The 17,843-nt window shown below is 57.1% G+C and carries 14 protein-coding genes; 5 read left to right on the top strand and 9 right to left on the bottom strand.

Going from position 1 to position 17,843, the window contains the following annotated elements:
* Together C1J03_RS08525 and C1J03_RS08520 are read left to right on the top strand one after the other, a co-directional pair.
* Window positions 1-1,287: a 3-deoxy-D-manno-octulosonic acid transferase gene (locus tag C1J03_RS08525; RefSeq protein ID WP_114885546.1), complete on the top strand. Its 1,287-nt coding sequence runs from the start codon at window positions 1-3 to the stop codon at window positions 1,285-1,287.
* Window positions 1,284-2,324: a glycosyltransferase family 4 protein gene (locus tag C1J03_RS08520; RefSeq protein WP_114885544.1), complete on the top strand. Its 1,041-nt coding sequence runs from the start codon at window positions 1,284-1,286 to the stop codon at window positions 2,322-2,324. Before C1J03_RS08525 ends, C1J03_RS08520 begins: the two co-directional genes overlap by 4 nt.
* Here C1J03_RS08520 and C1J03_RS08515 read toward each other — a convergent pair.
* From C1J03_RS08515 to C1J03_RS08490, 6 genes are read right to left on the bottom strand one after another with little or no spacing between them, the layout of a single operon-like run.
* Entirely contained in the window at window positions 2,321-3,481 is a 1,161-nt protein-coding gene (locus tag C1J03_RS08515) for a M20 aminoacylase family protein (protein WP_114885542.1), read from the bottom strand. The genes C1J03_RS08520 and C1J03_RS08515 overlap by 4 nt on opposite strands.
* A 43-nt stretch (window positions 3,482-3,524) precedes the next feature.
* Window positions 3,525-4,691 (bottom strand): M20 aminoacylase family protein, encoded by a 1,167-nt coding sequence (locus tag C1J03_RS08510; RefSeq protein ID WP_114885540.1) that lies wholly within the window; start codon window positions 4,689-4,691, stop codon window positions 3,525-3,527.
* 26 nt (window positions 4,692-4,717) lie between these two features.
* On the bottom strand, window positions 4,718-6,058 hold the full coding sequence (locus C1J03_RS08505; RefSeq protein ID WP_114885538.1) for an NAD(P)/FAD-dependent oxidoreductase: 1,341 nt from the start codon (window positions 6,056-6,058) through the stop codon (window positions 4,718-4,720).
* A gap of 24 nt (window positions 6,059-6,082) precedes the next feature.
* Entirely contained in the window at window positions 6,083-7,246 is a 1,164-nt protein-coding gene (argE, locus tag C1J03_RS08500) for an acetylornithine deacetylase (protein WP_114885536.1), read from the bottom strand.
* Entirely contained in the window at window positions 7,243-7,620 is a 378-nt protein-coding gene (locus C1J03_RS08495) for a bleomycin resistance protein (RefSeq protein ID WP_114885534.1), read from the bottom strand. Before C1J03_RS08495 ends, argE begins: the two co-directional genes overlap by 4 nt.
* Window positions 7,621-7,634: 14 nt before the next feature.
* On the bottom strand, window positions 7,635-9,467 hold the full coding sequence (locus tag C1J03_RS08490; protein WP_114885532.1) for an ABC transporter ATP-binding protein: 1,833 nt from the start codon (window positions 9,465-9,467) through the stop codon (window positions 7,635-7,637).
* A 391-nt stretch (window positions 9,468-9,858) separates the two neighbouring features.
* Between C1J03_RS08490 and C1J03_RS08485 the strand changes: the two genes are divergently transcribed.
* The 3 genes from C1J03_RS08485 (at window position 9,859) to C1J03_RS08475 (ending at window position 13,763) form a co-directional block, all read left to right on the top strand.
* Window positions 9,859-11,577, top strand: coding sequence for a peptide ABC transporter substrate-binding protein (locus C1J03_RS08485; RefSeq protein WP_114885529.1), 1,719 nt, complete (start codon window positions 9,859-9,861; stop codon window positions 11,575-11,577).
* A 130-nt stretch (window positions 11,578-11,707) separates the two neighbouring features.
* Window positions 11,708-12,775, top strand: coding sequence for an ABC transporter permease (locus tag C1J03_RS08480; RefSeq protein ID WP_114885527.1), 1,068 nt, complete (start codon window positions 11,708-11,710; stop codon window positions 12,773-12,775).
* On the top strand, window positions 12,768-13,763 hold the full coding sequence (locus tag C1J03_RS08475) for an ABC transporter permease (protein ID WP_114885525.1): 996 nt from the start codon (window positions 12,768-12,770) through the stop codon (window positions 13,761-13,763). Before C1J03_RS08480 ends, C1J03_RS08475 begins: the two co-directional genes overlap by 8 nt.
* On the opposite strand, the gene C1J03_RS08470 is transcribed toward C1J03_RS08475, so the two are convergent.
* The 3 genes from C1J03_RS08470 to C1J03_RS08460 all read right to left on the bottom strand — a co-directional run bounded on the left by C1J03_RS08470 (window position 13,764) and on the right by C1J03_RS08460 (window position 17,836).
* Window positions 13,764-15,044: a DUF3422 family protein gene (locus C1J03_RS08470; RefSeq protein WP_114885523.1), complete on the bottom strand. Its 1,281-nt coding sequence runs from the start codon at window positions 15,042-15,044 to the stop codon at window positions 13,764-13,766.
* A 298-nt stretch (window positions 15,045-15,342) separates the two neighbouring features.
* Window positions 15,343-16,236 (bottom strand): hypothetical protein, encoded by an 894-nt coding sequence (locus C1J03_RS08465; protein WP_114885521.1) that lies wholly within the window; start codon window positions 16,234-16,236, stop codon window positions 15,343-15,345.
* Between the two features lie 151 nt (window positions 16,237-16,387).
* Window positions 16,388-17,836 (bottom strand): NAD(P)(+) transhydrogenase (Re/Si-specific) subunit beta, encoded by a 1,449-nt coding sequence (locus C1J03_RS08460; RefSeq protein ID WP_114885519.1) that lies wholly within the window; start codon window positions 17,834-17,836, stop codon window positions 16,388-16,390.
* Between the last annotated feature and the right edge of the window lie 7 nt (window positions 17,837-17,843).

Genomic DNA, 17,843 nt, shown 5'->3' with positions numbered 1-17,843 from the left:
ATGGCCTCGGCCCCTTTCTTGTACCGCGCATATGTTGCCCTCACATGCGCTCTGGTACCGCTTGCCGCCTATCTGGAAACTAAAAAACTGCGCCAAGCCGGGGTGCCCGTACACCGTGCCCATGAAAAGTTAGGCCACGCGACCGAAGACCGTCAGGGCAGCGGGCCACTGATCTGGTTTCATGCCGCATCAGTTGGTGAAAGCCTCTCGGTTTTGGCGCTGATCACCCGCATAGGCGTCGCTTTGCCAGACGCGCATTTCCTCATCACATCCGGCACTCCAACGTCAGCAGAGCTGATTGCCGCAAGGATGCCGCCCCGCTGCATGCACCAATTTGCGCCATTGGATGCACCTGGCCCGCTCAAACGGTTCTTGAAACACTGGCACCCCGACGCGGTCGTTTTTGTCGAAAGCGAGCTGTGGCCCCAAATGCTGCGCCGGACCAAAGAAAGCGGTGCCCGGATGGTGTTGGTCAATGCGCGCCTATCCGCAAAATCCATCGCGCAATGGACCAAAAGAGCAAAGCTGTCGGCCTATGTCTTTGACGTCTTTGACCTGATCCTGACCCAGAATGATGCAATGGCCCAAGCCATGGTCGATATGAATGCCCCCGCTGACCGTGTTGCACGCGGCAGCAACCTTAAATCGTTGGCCGGCCCTTTGCCTGTGGATCAAGACGCCCTGTTTGAGGCACGCGCAGCCCTTGGTCACCGCCCCGTTTGGGTGGCGTCTTCGACCCATCCAGGCGAAGAAATCGAGGTCTTGCAGGCCCATCAAATCTTGCTGAAGCGTTTTCCCGACCTGCATCTAATTCTCGCGCCGCGCCATCCTCAACGCGGTGATGAAATCGCAGAACTGATATCTGAGATGGGTCTCAACTACACGCGGCGCAGCAGCGGCGACGATCCCGGAGGTGCGGTTTTTCTGGCCGACACGCTCGGAGAACTGGGTACGTGGTATGCCCTCACCGACATCGTGTTCCTCGGCGGATCGCTCGAACCTATCGGCGGGCACAACCCCTTTGAGGTCGCTCAATCCGGGGCCACCGTGATTTCAGGCCCACATGTGACCAACTTTGCCGAAACCTTTGCCGAGATGGAAGACGCAGGTGCCGCGCAACACGTCGAAGATGGCCCTGCGTTGGCGCAGGCAATTGCCACCTTGCTGGATGATGACACAGCGCTGCATACGGCCAAATCCGCCATCGCGCAATTTGCCGATGCTCAGACCGATCAACTCGACCGTATTGCCGCACGGGTCATCAAAGCGTTAGGTTTTGCACCATGAGCCAAGATTTTCGCGTCATCGCCCCGAATTTCAAACGCCGCCTCTCGGGGGTGACCGCAACCATCGTGCGCCTTGTCCCGCTGCAAGCGAAAGACATCGAAATTGTCGCCACCGGGCCGGTACTGCCAAGCCATGTGCCACAAATCCCGCTGCACCAGCTGATCACCATGTCGCGCGGGCCAACCCGTGTCTGGCACGCCCGCCGCAATGTTGAAATGCTGGGCGGGCTGGGGCTGAAATACCTGTTAGGCAAACGGCTTAAGCTGCTGTTCACCTCCGCGTCGCAACGCAAGCAGACCGGCCTGACACGGTGGCTTATCCGGCGCATGGACGGTGTGATTGCCACATCGGACCGCACGGCCAGCTACCTTGAGGGCGCGGCTGACGTTATCATGCATGGCATCGACACTGAGGGTTTTGCCCCCGTGTCAGATCGCAAGGCCTTGCGCAAGAAAATGGGCCTGCCGACGAGCGGTCCACTGATCGGCTGTTATGGCCGTATTCGCGCGCAAAAAGGCACGGACGCCTATGTCGATGCAATGATCGAAGTCTTGGGGAAACACCCAGACGCATCCGCCCTTGTGATGGGCCGTGCCACCCAAGAGCATGAGGCGTTTGAGCGCGACCTGCGGAGCCGCGTGACAAAAGCCGGTCTGGCAGAGCGTATCTTGTTCATGCCCGAGGTTCCGACCGAAGCCATGGCCGACTGGTACGCAGCTCTTGATCTTTATGTGGCCCCTCAGCGCTGGGAGGGCTTCGGCCTGACCCCGATCGAGGCCATGGCGACGGGATGTCCCGTTGTCGCCACCCGCGTCGGCGCATTTGAGCAATTGGTCGTGCAGGATGAAACCGGTCTGCTGGTGGATGCAGACGATATCCCTGGCCTCGCGGCGGCAACCGCCGAGGCCTTATCAGACCCCGAGCGGCTTGCCCGTTGGCGCACGGCGTCGCGCGCCCACGTTGAGGCGGATTATTCGATCAAGCGCGAGGCGGCAGCCATTGTCGCAGTCTACCGCCGCCTGCTGGACGCGCCTTAGATCGGCATCCGTTGTTCGGCAAGGCCTGCCCACCAGCTGCACCCTGCTGGAATCGCATCATCGTTGAAGTTATATTTGGGGTGGTGAACATTCGCAGTATCGCCATTACCCACTAGGATATATGCACCCGGACGCGCCTCGAGCATAAAGGCAAAATCTTCGCCGCCCATAACCAACGGTGCCTCTTCACAAGCGCCCGAAACAGACCGCGCTACGTCCGCCGCAAAGGCAGTCTGTTCGTCGTGATTGGCCATCACCGGATAGTTGCGGGTGTATTTGACCTTCGCCGTCGCCCCGAAGCTGCCAGCAATCCCTTCGCAAATCTCGACCACACGTTTTTCCGCCAGATCGCGCAGATCATTCGACAGCGTGCGGACGGTACCGTTCATCTGCACTTTTTGCGGGATCACATTAAACGCTTTCGAAGACGTCTCTAAGGACGTGATCGACACCACAATATTGCCGATGGGATCAGCATTGCGACTGACGATGGTCTGCAGTGCTGTGACGATATGTGCTGAAACAACCGTGGTATCAATGGTCTCGTGTGGCTTGGCCGCGTGGCCCCCACGACCTTCGACTTCGATTTCCAAAAGGTCCGTCGCGGCGAAAAAGGGGCCCGACCGGATACCAAAGCTGCCAACAGGCATACCGGGCCAATTGTGCATGCCGTACACTTCTTGAATGCTCCAGCGGTCCATCATGCCATCGTCGCACATCTCCTTGCCGCCACCACCACCCTCTTCGGCGGGCTGAAAGATCACCACAACAGTTCCGTCAAAATTGCGTGTCTCAGCCAGATATTGCGCTGCACCCAGCAACATCGCGGTGTGCCCGTCATGGCCACATGCATGCATCGCGTCCGGCGTCTGCGAGGCGTATTCCACACCTGTTTCTTCGTTGATCGGCAAGGCGTCCATGTCCGCCCGCAACCCGATCACCTTGCCCGATGCGGTTGTATTGCCCTTGATCACACCCACGACGCCGGTGCGTCCGATGCCCTCCACCACTTCATCACAGCCAAAAGCACGCAGCTTTTCCGCGACCAGCGCAGAAGTGCGGTGCGTCTCAAACAAAATCTCTGGATGTGTATGAATGTCGCGGCGCCACGCGGTGATGTCGTCGTGCAGTTCGGCAAAGCGGTTCTTGACGGGCATGAGGCTGTCTCCTGACAGGAATTTATGTATTGGTGGGCTACGGTTAGCTCGCAGGCATTCGGGTTTCGACCATTTCAGCGAACCACGAGCATCCCGCAGGTATTGCATCATCGTTAAAATCATACATAGGGTGATGTACCGTCGGGCCATCGCCATTGCCAAGCATGATATACGCACCGGGCCGTACATTTAACATATAGCTGAAATCTTCGCCCGCCATGATGGGTGGCGTGTCGCGGTCTACACCCGGTGTGACCTTTTCGGCAGCATCAGCGGCCATCACGGTATTCTCAGGGTTGTTCACTGTAATCGGATAGCCCCGATCATAGCTAATATGCGCGGTACAGCCATGGGCCATTGTGGTATGCGTGACAATCTCGTGCAGACGTTCTTCGGCAAGATCACGAATACCTGCATCAAGCGTGCGAACGGTGCCGCGCATGAGAACTTTTTGCGGCAACACGTTGTAGCTGTCGGTATCGCTGCGCAAGGTGCAGACGGAAACAACAACCTGCTTGATCGGGTCCACAATGCGGCTGGCGATGGATTGCAGCGCAACCATCACATGGGCGGCCGCCAGATTGCTATCGATCGCCTCATGTGGCGCGGCTGCATGGCCCCCTTTGCCCTCAATCTCGATGTCAAACTGATCCGTCGCGGCCAAAAGCGCTCCTTCACGGATCGCAAATTCACCAACCGGATGGCCGGGCATATTATGAAGCCCGTAGACTTCTTGAATGCCCCAACGGTCCATCAACCCGTCCTTCACCATTTCGTCGCCACCACCGCCACCTTCTTCGGCGGGCTGAAATATCATCACGGCAGTGCCGTCAAAATTGCGGGTCTCAGCCAAATACTGCGCCGCGCCTAGCAACATCGCGGTGTGACCGTCATGTCCGCAGGCGTGCATTTTTCCGGGCACAGTGGAAGCATGCTCAAGCCCCGTGGCCTCTAGAATTGGCAACGCGTCCATATCGGCACGCAGCCCCACAACGCGCCCCTTGGTGTCCGTGCGGCCTTTGATCACGGCGACGACGCCGGACTGCCCGACTCCCATGGTGATGTCTTCGACGCCAAAACCACGCAGCTTTTCAGCAACAAATGCGGCTGTTTGATGCACGTCGAACCCCAATTCAGGGTGCTGATGCAAATAGCGCCGCCAGCCGGTGATTTCGGCATGGGTTTCGGCAAAGCGGTTCTTGATCGGCATAAATGTTGTTCCTTGATTAGCTGGGTTCAGACGTTGGGACCCAGATCCATCTTTGTGCCATCGGTGAATCGGTCAAACCGAAAGCGCCCCAAATCATAGCCCGGATCACGCCCCATCGCGAGGGCAGACAGCACCCGACCCATTCCCGGTCCGATGCCAAATCCATGCCCACTCATCCCTGTGCCAATCACCAACCCTTCGATAGGAGCATGGTCTAAGACAGGTACGATGTCGGGCATTGTGTCGATCATACCAGCCCAAGAGGCCTTTAGCTTGACCGGCGGCAACGAAGGAAACATATCGGCAAAATCACGCACAAGTCGGGCGATCTTGCGCGCGTTTGGTGCGGGATTAAGGATGCGCATCCGCTCAAATGGTGTCGCATCGCCTGCCCCCCAACGTCGCGCGGTCCCCCAGCCATCAGGAAAGCCGCGCGGGGCGAACGGGAGCAGACGTTGCCCCATGGGGTTCGCGATTAATTGCGGCAGGTATTTTGGCAAGGCGCGCACGGCATCGGGACCGATAAACAGCTCCGGTGCGCCCGGTGGAGCCAGTGTGTAACCTCCATCAGCGCGGCGTCGAAAGGCTACCTTGCGGTCCGCCGCCGCACCTTCAGAAATCTCAGGCAAAGCATGGGTCGCCGCGACATTCTCGCGCACCGAAAGCTGCGGCATCGAGATACCATGATTGCGCAAGAACAACGCCGACCACGCGCCCCCTGCCAACACGACACGCGGTGCAGCAATTGGCCCGGTTTCCGTCACCACTCCAGTTACTTTGCCACCCACAATATCCAGCGTGCGCACGGCACAACCTTCGACTATTTGCACGCCCTCGCGCGCCGCAATCCCTGCAAGTGCCGGCACCGCGACCCAAGGCTCAGCTCGCATGTCAGACGGCGTCACCATCGCCCCAGAATAAGAGCGCTGCATATCTGGATACATCGCGGCAACTTCGCGCGCAGACAGTAGCTTTGAATCCAAACCATTCGCTTGCGCGTGCGGCAACCAAGCGGCGTAGCCTGCCATCTCTTTGTCCGTTTTCGCCAAATAAGTAATGCCAGCCTGGCGCAACCCGATGTCCTGGTTGGTCTCACGTGCCAATTCTTGCCACAACCGGCGCGCCTCGGTCATGATCGGCAGCTCATGCGGGTCGCGGCCCTGCTGGCGTATCCAGCCCCAATTGCGGCTCGATTGTTCGCCTGCAATTCGACCCTTTTCTAACAAAATAACGCGTTGACCTTCGCGGGCCAGATAGAGCGCCGTGCAGACGCCAATCACCCCGCCACCAATCACCACGACATCCGCCGCGTCCCCGTGGGGACCCGGATAGGATATCGGCGTATTGTCCGTGATCGGAAATGCCATCAGCACACCGCCCAATTCATCACGTTACTCCGCCAGTTTTGCGACAAGCTTGCGCATGAATTCATGGCCTGCATCAAACTGCGAAATCTCAATGAACTCATTGGGTTGATGGGCCTGCGCGATGTCACCCGGCCCACAGATAACGGCAGAATACCCGGCGTCCTGAAATTGGCCCGCTTCGGTGCCGTAACTAACCTTATGGCTGGCATTATCGCCAGTGATTTGACGAACAATCATTTCCGCAGCCCCATCGTTTTCGGGCTGCAAGGCAGGCACGTCAAAGCGCGGCGTCACATCGATGCGGGTCCCGGGCACAACAGACTTCATCTGCTTTTCAACTTCAGCGACCTTTTTCAGGTATGCAGCACCCCATTTATCCTTGTCTTCGCCCGGTACGACGCGGAAATCCAAGGCAAAGCGGCAATCTTTGGCGGTGATGTTATGCGCTGTGCCGCCCTCAATCATGCCCACGTGCACGGTGGTAAAAGGTGGGTCGAACATTGCAGCGATATCGTTTGGCTTCATGGCCATATTGGCGGTGTTCATCTCATTGGCCCACTCAATCAGCTTGGCACCGGACATGATCGCATTGACGCCTTTGTGCAGCATCGAGCTGTGGACTTCAAAGCCGACCACATGCGTATCAAACCCTGTCCCACCTTTGTGGCCCGTTACAGCTTGCATGTTTGATGGCTCACCCACGATTACGGCAGAACCCTTGGGCACCACGCCTTGCATCGCGGCGATCATCGGCGGCGCGCCGGTACATCCGATCTCTTCATCAAAACTAAAAGCAATCTGCAGTGGGCGTTTGACGCCAGCATAATGTGCCTCGACCAGCGCCCAAAGTGCCAACGCGTCAAAGCCTTTCATGTCGCAGGTGCCGCGCCCGTAATAGCGGCCCTCTTTTTCAACCACGGTGAACGGATCGCTTTCCCACGGCTGGCCATCAATCGGGACCACGTCAGTATGACCTGACAGAACAATCGCACCCTCTTGATCAGGGCCAACATGGGCAAAAAGCGCATGTTTCGGTTGATCTGGGTCCACATATCGATGCGATGCGATGCCGTGGCTCTCGAGGTATTCCGCCACCCAATCGATCAGCGGAATGTTTGTATCGCGCGATACGGTCGGAAAGTTGATGAGCTTTTCCATCAACGCCAAAGGGCTCAATCTGTCCGTCATGATGTCGTCAAAGCCTCTCCAAAAAACACAAGTGTGCAGTCCTCATCGGCCACATGGAATTCCCGCTGGCCGTAGTCCTGATTAAAAGGTGCTCGAACCCGCCGCACGGGCAATTCATCCAAAGCGGGCTTAAGCGATGCATATAGCGCATCGATCTCGACAACGTCGATATAGAATGATCCCCGTCGCTCAGGATTAGTCAAATCAACGCTAGGTGATACCTCGACCAACCTGAGAGCCGCATCATCCCGTTTCAAATAACCATAGTTTTCTGCCTGAAACCCAACAACAAAGCCAAGAACATCCCGGTAGAATTTAATTTGCCGATCCAAAGATGTGCACGGAACAAACGGAGTGATCTGTGTCAGCTTCATGCGCCACGTGCACCTTAGTATCCGCTGTCGGTGATCAGCACCTTATGGCCCGGTGCAACCTCTCTATAGACCGACGGTTCGGCCTCATAGCTTGCAGGGTGGATGGGCGACGGGATCGGTTTAAAGTTAAGGTCCCGCTCATCTTTGCGACGGCGCGGATCGGCGATCGGTACCGCCTTCATCAACGCCTGCGTATAGGGGTGTTGCGGGTTCTCAAACACCATTGACCGCGGCCCCAACTCAACAATCCGGCCCAGATACATCACACCTACGTAATGGCTAACGCGTTCCACCACGGCCATATCGTGACTGATAAACAAGAACGACAGACCAAGTTCTGCTTGCAGCTCTAGCATTAAGTTAAGGACCTGCGCCTGCACCGACACGTCCAGCGCTGATACCGCTTCATCTGCGATGATCAGTTTTGGGTTCAGCGCCAGCGCGCGGGCAATCGCAACCCTTTGGCGTTGTCCACCCGACAGCTCATGAGGGAAGCGCCGCATAAAGCTGCGCGGCAACTCGACCCGGTCAAACAGCATCTCAACGCGTTCACTGACGGCAGCACCTTTGAGCGTACCAAAGTTATGGATCGGCTCGGCGACTTGATCGGCCAACCCCATCTGCGGGTTGAGCGAGGCAAAGGGGTCTTGGAAAATCATCTGCATATCAAGGCGTGCCATGCGCAATTCGCTCTGGTTCAGCGCCATGATATTCTTGCCGTCTATGTCGATTTCACCGGCCATCGGCTCAACCAGCCGCAGGATCGAACGACCGGCTGTCGATTTACCGCACCCGCTCTCCCCCACAAGGCTCAACGTTTGCCCCTTGTTGATCTCAAACGACAAATCCTCAACCGCGTGAACATTCGCTACCGTACGGCGTAAGAAACCACCCAGAACTGGAAAACGCGTAGTTAGGCCTTTGACCCGCAACAGAACTTCATCAGTGCCCGTGATCGGCACGATAGGTTTATCTTCGTCGCCCAGCAATTTCATGGGCTCAGGGTTGGCCTTGCCCGACATCTCGCCCAGCTTTGGCACCGCCGCCAGCAGCGCCTTGGTGTAGGGGTGCTGCGGGTTCTCAAATATCTGTTCTACCGTGCCTTCTTCCACTTTGTTGCCACGGAACATGACCACCACGCGGTCAGCCATTTGCGCGACCACGGCCATGTCGTGGGTGATGAACATCACGGCTGTGCCCGTCTCGCGCTTAAGGCGGTCCATCAAGGCAAGGATCTCAGCCTGAATGGTCACATCAAGGGCCGTTGTGGGTTCATCCGCGATCAACAAACGCGGCTCGCAGGCGAGTGCCATCGCGATTACCACACGCTGGCGCATCCCGCCCGACAGCTCGTGTGGGTATTGCTGCAAACGCCGCTCCGGCTCAGGAATTCGCACTTGCTTCATCAGCTCCAGCGCGCGGGCTTCGGCTTCGGACTTACTCATGCCTTTGTGGAGGCGCAAACCTTCGGTCAGCTGACGTCCAATTGTGAAAACAGGGTTCAGCGCCGTCATTGGTTCCTGAAAGATCATCCCGATCTCATTGCCACGGATCGTACGCATCAAATCAGAACCGGTTTGGGCCAAATCAACTTGGCCCTCCGCCCCGCGATCAAACAGCAATTGCCCGCCCGCGATATGGCCCCCGCCGAATTCAACCAACCGCATCAAAGACAGCGAAGATACCGATTTACCCGACCCAGATTCGCCCACAACACAGACGGTTTCGCCGGCGTTTATATCGAAACTGACGTCTTCTACGCCCACCACAGGGCCGTCCTTGGTCTGAAACTCGACCCGAAGGCTCTTGATTTGGGCAATAGGCCCGGCAGATGGCTGATCCAGCATGTTGTTCCTGTCCCCCAACGCAAAGACCTGCGTTTTTCACGACGCTACGGCCATTCGTCAGCCACTGTCAAACCCCGTCAACGCCGCACACGTCCAAACGCCCTAAGACACACCGCGTGTAAACCTGATAGCGCAACCGCCCAAACTACGGGCGAATGCCCGAATTCGAGCAAACCATTTTCAGTTCGACCATCACGAGGCTTGCAATTTCCGCCAGAAATGTTTCGATGGGAGCACGCGCTTTGGGGGCGATCGGTCAACTGTCTGAATTTTGTGGGAAATCACCACGGTTTGCGACTTTTCCGGTACACCCTTCAGTCGATAAAAAAACCCACGGGCCTGACCCGGAAAGAAAAGTGACACGTCGTGAGTGTCCAACATGGAGTAAGCTATGAAAATTAGAACCCTACTGATGGGGGCGGTCGCGATGACTGCCTTTGCGCCCACAGCATTTGCTGATGGCCATACCGGAGAACGCGGCCGCGACGGCCAGCTTAACATTATTTATTGGCAAGCCCCGTCGATCTTGAACCCTTTCCTTTCAGGCGGCACAAAAGACCTCGAGTCTGCGAGCCTCGTGATCGAACCGCTGGGCCGCTATGACGAAACCGGCGCGCTGGTTGCATATCTGGCAGCAGAAATTCCAACCGTTGAAAACGGTGGCGTGAGCGCCGATCTCAAATCAATCACCTGGAAGCTGCAAGAAGGATTGCTGTGGTCTGACGGCACGCCCGTCACGTCAGCAGACATAAAATTCACTGCTGAATACTGCATGCACCCAGAAGGCGGTTGCGCACAGGCGTCCAAATTTGACGGCGTGACAGCGGTAGACGCAATTGATGACCTGACAGTTAAAGTCACGTTCTCAGATGCCAAGCCAAACCCATACGGTCCTTTCATGGGTGCTCAGTCCCCCATCATTCAGGCCGCACAGTTTGCAAATTGCCTCGGTGCAAAAGCACCTGAGTGCACAGATGCAAACTTCATGCCAATCGGCACCGGCCCCTTCATGGTCACCGATTTCCGTCCAAACGACGTAATCCAGATGGAAGCGAACCCGAACTACCGTGACCCGATGAAGCCGGCGTTCGCGAGTGTGAACTTTAAAGGTGGTGGCGACGCAACTGCTGCGGGTCGTGCGGTACTGGAAACCGGTGAATACGATTACGCTTGGAACCTGCAGCTGGCACCCGATGTTTTGGCCAAAATGGCTGAAGCCGGCAAAGGCGTTCCAATCTCTGCATTCGGCACACTCGTCGAGCGCCTTGAGATGAACCTCACAAACCCGTCACCTGATCTGCCAGAAGGCGAACGCGCAACAATCGCGCATCCGCACCCCTTCTTGTCAGACTTCAACGTGCGCAAAGCGCTTTCCATGGCGATCGACCGCCCTTTGCTGGTCGAAGTTGGCTACGGTCAAGCGGGCCGTCCGACCTGTAACCTGGTCCCTGCCCCTGCACTTTATGCGTCCGACAACGAAGAATGCCTGACCCAAGACCTCGACGGAGCCAAGGCACTCTTGGACGAAGCCGGTTGGGTTGACAGCGACGGCGACGGCGTACGCGACAAAGACGGCGTTAAGCTGGCGATCCTTTACCAGACGTCTACCAACGCGGTACGTCAGGATTTCCAAGCACTGATCAAAGACTGGTGGAACCAGATCGGCGTCGAAGTCGAACTGCGCAACCTTGACGCGTCTGTCTTCTTTGGTGGTGACCCAGGTTCGCCTGACACGTTCCAGAAGTTCTATGCAGATGTTGAAATGTACGCCAACAACTTTGACGGCACAGACCCACAGGCATACCTGTCGGCCTACCGTTGTGGCGGCGAGCCAAAACCATCCAGCCAATGGCAGGGTGAAAACATCAACCGCTTCTGTGATCCAGCCTATGACGCGCTGCTCGACGAATTGTCGCGCACAGGTGAGTTGTCAAAGCGTGGCGACATTGCCAAGCAACTCAATAACATGATCACACGTGACACGATGACAATCGTGCCGCTGGTTGACCGTGGCCGTGTATCCGGTGCCTCCGTCACTCTTGGCGGCGTTATCCTGAACACATGGGACTCCGAGCTGTGGAACATCGCAGACTGGTACCGCATCCAATAACGATGTGACCCTAATAGCCCGCGCATTTTGGTGTGCGGGCTGATGCAGGGGGCGCGTCTTGTGCGCGCCTCCGGCATTTCCCAACTTTCCCAACGTCACCAAAGACCGATCCGCAAAGGCGCCGCGACGTATGTTGACCTTCACCATCCGACGACTGTTTCTCGCCATACCGACGCTTTTGCTCATCAGCCTTGCTATATTTATGCTGCTGCAGTTGGCCCCAAACGACCCAATGGCGCAGGTCCCTCTGACCGTCCCGCCTGAGGTCAAACAAAAGATGCGCGAAGCGCTTGGCCTCGGTCAGCCACTGCACATCCAATACCTCAAATGGCTCTATCAGTTCTTTGTGGTCGAACCGCAATTCTTGATCGACTGGGCAACACGGGAGAGCTTTTTCTTTGGCTGGCTGCCCGACACCCAGCTGTCGATGGTCGTAGATGCCGACACCGGCAACCTTAAGCCACAACAGCGTGTGATCAGCTGGCAGACCCGCAGCCCCGTCATGGATATTGTTGTACAGCGTATGCCTCAGACGCTCTGGGTGGTTGGGCTGGCCTATGTCGTCGGCATCGTGATCGCCATTCCCATCGGCATCTATTCGGCCTACCGGCACTATTCAGTATTCGATCAGGCCGGTACTTTTATCACCATGATCGGCTTTTCGATCCCACCCTTCTTCACTGGCCCCCTGCTGATCGTCGTCTTTTCGGTATACCTAGGCTGGCTGCCATTCATTTATGACACCACACATGTGGTGAATGACTGGGATAGTTTTGTGTATCAGATGAAACAGATGATCATGCCAGTAATGGTGCTCGCGCTACAGACCACCGCGCAGATCAGCCGCTACATGCGCGGTGCCATGCTCGATAACCTCAACCAAGATTACGTGCGCACAGCCCGCGCCAAGGGCCTACGCGAAAGTGTTGTGGTTATGGTCCACGTTCTGCGCAATTCGATGATCCCCGTTGTGACGGTGATCGCCCTTGGTATCCCAGCGATCTTTGGCGGTGCCATCATCACCGAAGTCATCTTTGCCGTGAACGGGATTGGCCAACTCTTGATCACTGCCCTGCGCGCCAATGACATGCCCATGGTTATGACGCTGGTGTTCATCTTTGCTATACTGATCGTGTTCTTTAACCTGATCGCCGACATCCTCTACGGCGTACTTGATCCGAGGATCCGCTATGACTGACGCGCCAAGCATCGTAGCCCCAGACACCGAAGCCGAAGTGCTAGGTGCCCTTAAAGACAAGGTTCCCTCAACGCCGCCACGCAGCCAGTGGCGTGACGTATGGGACCAGTTCAAGAAACACAAAGGCGCGCTTTTCGGCGGGTTCTTTCTCCTCCTGATCACACTCGCGGTCCTCATTGGCCCGCTCTTGTGGAACTTGGAACCAACCAAGCTTGATATCCGCAACAAAAACTGGCGTCCAATTTACACCCTCATTTGGGACTCTGGGGCATTGGCCGGCTGGACCCACCCTCTGGGCACCGATCAGCTGGGCCGCGATATCTTGGCACAGATGATCTATGGCGGGCGCGTTTCCATGGCCGTTGGCTGGATGGCGATGCTACTAGCGCTCATTATCGGTACCTCGATCGGCGTTGTCGCGGGCTATTTCAAGCGTTTGGATGCGTGGCTAATGCGCTTTACCGATCTGGTCCTGTCGCTGCCAATCCTGCCCTTGCTGCTGGTTGCAGTGACCTTGTTCCGCCAACCTCTGACTAAGAATTTCGGGCCTGAAGGCGGCATGTTCATTCTTATCGTGGGTGTGGTTGGCCTGACCTCCTGGATGCAGACTGCGCGCATCGTGCGTGGCGAAATCCTTGCATTAAAGGAACGCGAATTCATCCTCGCCGCCCGCTCTATCGGCACCACGCCGTTCAAGATCATCAGCCGGCACCTGCTGCCCAATGTGATCTCGCCGATTATGGTTTCTGCAACGCTGGGCCTTGCGACTGCAATCATCACTGAATCTGCGCTGAGCTTTCTTGGCGTCGGTTTCCCGCCTGACTTCCCAACTTGGGGCAAGCTTCTCGCGGACGCCGTTACCCGTATGCAGGAATTCCCAGAGCGCGTGTTACTTCCTGGCATTGCGATTTCTCTGACCGTGCTAAGCGTCAACTATCTTGGTGACGGTCTCCGCGATGCCCTCGATCCGCGCATCCGCGGACGGTAATCACAGCTTGCGCCGCAAACGGCGCAGGCCCCACCACACAAGACCCACCACCGGAACGGTTATCATCGCCGTCAGCATGCCCTTGCTGATGCCCGTGACCTCTTGCAGCGGATAGAGAAGGTATCCAGCCAAGGACACGGCGTAGTAACTCACCGCGACGACGGACAGCCCCTCAACCGTATGCTGTAATCGCAGCTGCAGATCGGCGCGCCGGTCCATGCTTTCCAAAATCGCTTGGTTCTGGGCAGAGCGTTCCACATCCACCCGGGTGCGAAGCAGCTCAGCCGCGCGCACAGCCCGGGCAGAGATTGTATCCAGCCGCGCCTCCGTGGATTTCACGGTCCGCATCGCAGGCTCGTAGCGGCGCATCATAAATTCGCCAAAGCCCTGACGCCCCCGAAACCGGGCCTCTCGCAGCACCTGAATGCGCTGGTTCACAATCGCCTCGTAGGCCCCTGTTGCGCCAAAACGGAACGCCGATTGCGCCGCCATGGTCTCTAGCTGCACAGATACATCCAACAGCGCATGCAGCGTGTCTTCGGCCCTTGCTTTGGATCCGCACATGTCGCGCATCAGCTCCCCCAGCTTGCCGTCCAACTCTGTCAGTGGCCCCCCAAGGGTGCGCGCCTGAACGAAGCCCAACATCGACATCGCCTTGTAAGTCTCTATCTCGCACATGCGTTGCACAATCCGCCCAATGCGCTGTTTGCCGACGCTGGGGTTCATAAAAATCGCCATCCGCATATGGCCTGCCGGGTCAATCCGGAAATCGCTTGCCACCACGGCGCAGTCATCCAGAACCGAACCCACCGCAAGGCTCTCATGGACAAACCAATTCTGCAAAAGCCCGGCAACTTCCTTGTCGGTATCGGGCCGTGGCAGGACGCGCAGCACGATAGACGTGACCCGCTGCCCCGGGGCAGCATCCAGCCAGTAGTCTGGGAAAACATCGAACTCAGCTGCATCAAACGCTTTACCACCCGCTTCGGACTTAAAGACTGTGTAGGTGACAAACTCCGTGTGCTGTTCCCACTTCAACGAATATCTGCCCATTTCACCGTAGTAATGCGTGGCATCAGGGTCAGGCTTTGGCGCACCATAATGCTCTAGCAATTGTGTCAAATGCGCAAAATCCGCCGCACGGTCGCGGGTCGCCGAATCTTCGGGTTGCTTGATCGCCAGAAACACCGCAGAGGACGGCGCGGCAACGGCAGGGAACGGCCGCGCGTGCAGCTCACCGCTCAGGATGTAGCGTTGCGGGTGATCTTTGATCGGAGCCATTTTCATTCTCACTTGATGGGCTGGGTGGCCAAGAGCCATCCACAACAGCTATCGCGCGGTTGAAAAAAAGACGAGAAAACCTTCGGCATACGGTCGTCGACTGACATTCCTGCAACGGACACGTCCTGCCATAACGGCGTGGCACCTTGTCGTTTCACAGAAAGAGGCGGGCCCACAGAACCACCCTTGCCCCAAAACCTCATACCTGCCCCGGGCCTGGGTTAGCGACCGAAGCTGGGAATAGCAGGCATCGGTGCCAGATCCGTTTTGGCAATTCTTAGGCCCTACCCCCACAATCTTACGCGGCGCGGCTACCCCTCTGCCGCTCATTGGATTCGCGTGTGGCACCCTTTAACGCAAGCGCCGCCGAGGCCCGCCCACTCGCAGCGCTGTCGCGGTCAGCTCTGGCCCAAATGACATTCCTCAGCATCTTGTCATATATAACGCTGCTGCGGCGCAGTTCTCGATAATCACGTTGAAATTGAAAGGGGTTAAGTTCACCCTCAAGAACATCATCCAGCAATGGCAACAACCGCCCCGTGAGATGCAAGAGTCGCCCCGCCTTGTGCCCAGCGTAAAAGCATTTCAGATGTTGAATATGAGCACCTTGCATCCGATCCGCATGGGCTCGGTCTGGTGCAAAATAGGGATCGTAAACCAAATGAGCCCGGCGCGCCGTTGCCAACCCGTCCGCCCCATCGCGGTACCGTGGATCTGACCAGTCTCCGCGTAAGCGGGGCGCAGCATAGCGCGTCTCAAACGGGACCAAATCGGAGGCCAGCGTGGATTGCGGCATCAAGGCCAACACATCTGCCCCTGGAGCCGCCGACGCAAAGGCGCAGGCCCCAAAGCCACCCATCGAACTGCCGTAGAAAAGCACGCGGCGGTATTGCTGGAAAAAGCCGCTGTCGCGTAGATCGTCGAAGAAATCAAACAAGTCTGTGTGGCGAAACCAGTCATTGCGCCACCGCATCATAATGCCCAGATGCGAATGACCCCGCGCAGCCAATGGGCCGTAACCCCACGGGTACCGCGGGACTGGTAGATCGCGCGCCTTCATGTGATCAAACGTCACCACCAGCGTGTCATCCCGCTTGAAGTGGCAGGCAAAATGGCGGGCCATTCCGTGGGAAAACCCACCTTGCTGACCTGCTTCAATCGCTGTTTTTCGAAAAGGCGTCGGTAACCCCATTACTGCTGCCCTCAGTGCATTGATCGCCTTTAGCTTGCCAGACACCGGGTGCAAAAATTGGGGATATTTACGACAATTTGAGGACCATGAGATACAAATGACAAGGCAGGCCACATTGGGCCTGCCTTGTCCGAGTGATTTGATACGCCCCTTAGTCGATCAGCGGGATCAACTTGTCCAAGCTGGCCTTGGCGTCGCCATAGAACATGCGCGTGTTTTCTTTGAAGAACAGCGGGTTCTCGATCCCTGAATACCCTGTGCCCTGCCCACGCTTAGACACAAACACCTGCTTGGCATTCCAGCATTCCAACACCGGCATACCCGCAATTGGGCTGTTCGGATCGTCCTGCGCGGCGGGGTTCACGATGTCGTTGGAGCCGATCACAATCGCCACATCGGTCGTGGGGAAATCATCGTTGATCTCGTCCATTTCCATCACGATGTCATACGGCACCTTGGCTTCGGCCAAGAGCACGTTCATATGCCCCGGCAAACGCCCAGCAACAGGGTGAATGGCAAAACGAACCGTCTTGCCTGCCGCCCGTAGCTTTTTCACCAACTCAGACACAGATTGCTGCGCCTGTGCGACCGCCATGCCGTAGCCCGGGATGATGATGACACTGTCGGCGTCATTAAGCGCTGCGGCCACACCTTCGGCCTCGATCGCGATCTGCTCGCCTTCGACCTCCATCTGCGGACCAGTGGTACCGCCAAAGCCACCAAGGATCACCGACACAAATGACCGGTTCATCGCTTTGCACATGATGTAGCTTAGGATCGCGCCGGAGGAGCCCACAAGCGCGCCCACCACGATCAACAGATCATTGCCCAGCGTGAAACCAATCGCCGCCGCCGCCCAGCCTGAATAGCTGTTGAGCATCGACACAACGACCGGCATATCCGCGCCGCCAATGCCCATGATCAGATGATAGCCGATAAAGCCCGCAATGAGCGTCAACAGCACCATCGTCCAAAGCCCAGATCCATTGGCGAACATGATCACCAGGATCAACGACAAGATCGCCGCCGCAAGGTTAAGCATATGACCGCCCGGCAGTTTGCTTGGCTTGCCATCGACTTTGCCCGCCAGCTTGCCGAACGCAATGATCGAGCCTGTAAACGTGACCGCACCGATAAAGATACCCAATGCCACTTCGACCTTGAGGATGACGATCTCAACCGCGTCTTTTTTCCAAAGCTGATCGCCAAAGCCGGTCAGTTCAGCCGCCTTTTGATCAACGCCCGCCGCCTTCAACTCTTGCACGGCAGACAACATGATATCCGCGTTCAGACCGATAAAGACCGCCGCCAGACCCACGAAGGAGTGAAGCGCCGCCACAAGCTGCGGCATTTCTGTCATCTGGACTTTGCCCGCCACATAGTAGCCCGCAAAACTGCCTGCCGCGATGGCAACTAGGATCAAGAACAGGTTGTAAACGCCAGGCCCAAAGACCGTGGCCACAACCGCTATGCCCATGCCGGCAATGCCATACCATACGGCGCGCTTGGCGCTTTCTTGGTTGTTCAGCCCGCCAAGGCTGAGGATGAAAAGAACAGATGCGGCGATGTAAGCCGCTGAGGTGATGCCAATACTAAACATGTCGGCT

Origin of the sequence: Sulfitobacter sp. SK012 (assembly GCF_003352085.1) — a bacterium.
Taxonomy (GTDB): Bacteria; Pseudomonadota; Alphaproteobacteria; order Rhodobacterales; family Rhodobacteraceae; genus Sulfitobacter.
The sequence above is the reverse complement of the archived record's forward strand: the minus strand, read 5'-3'. Positions and strand labels throughout refer to the sequence as shown.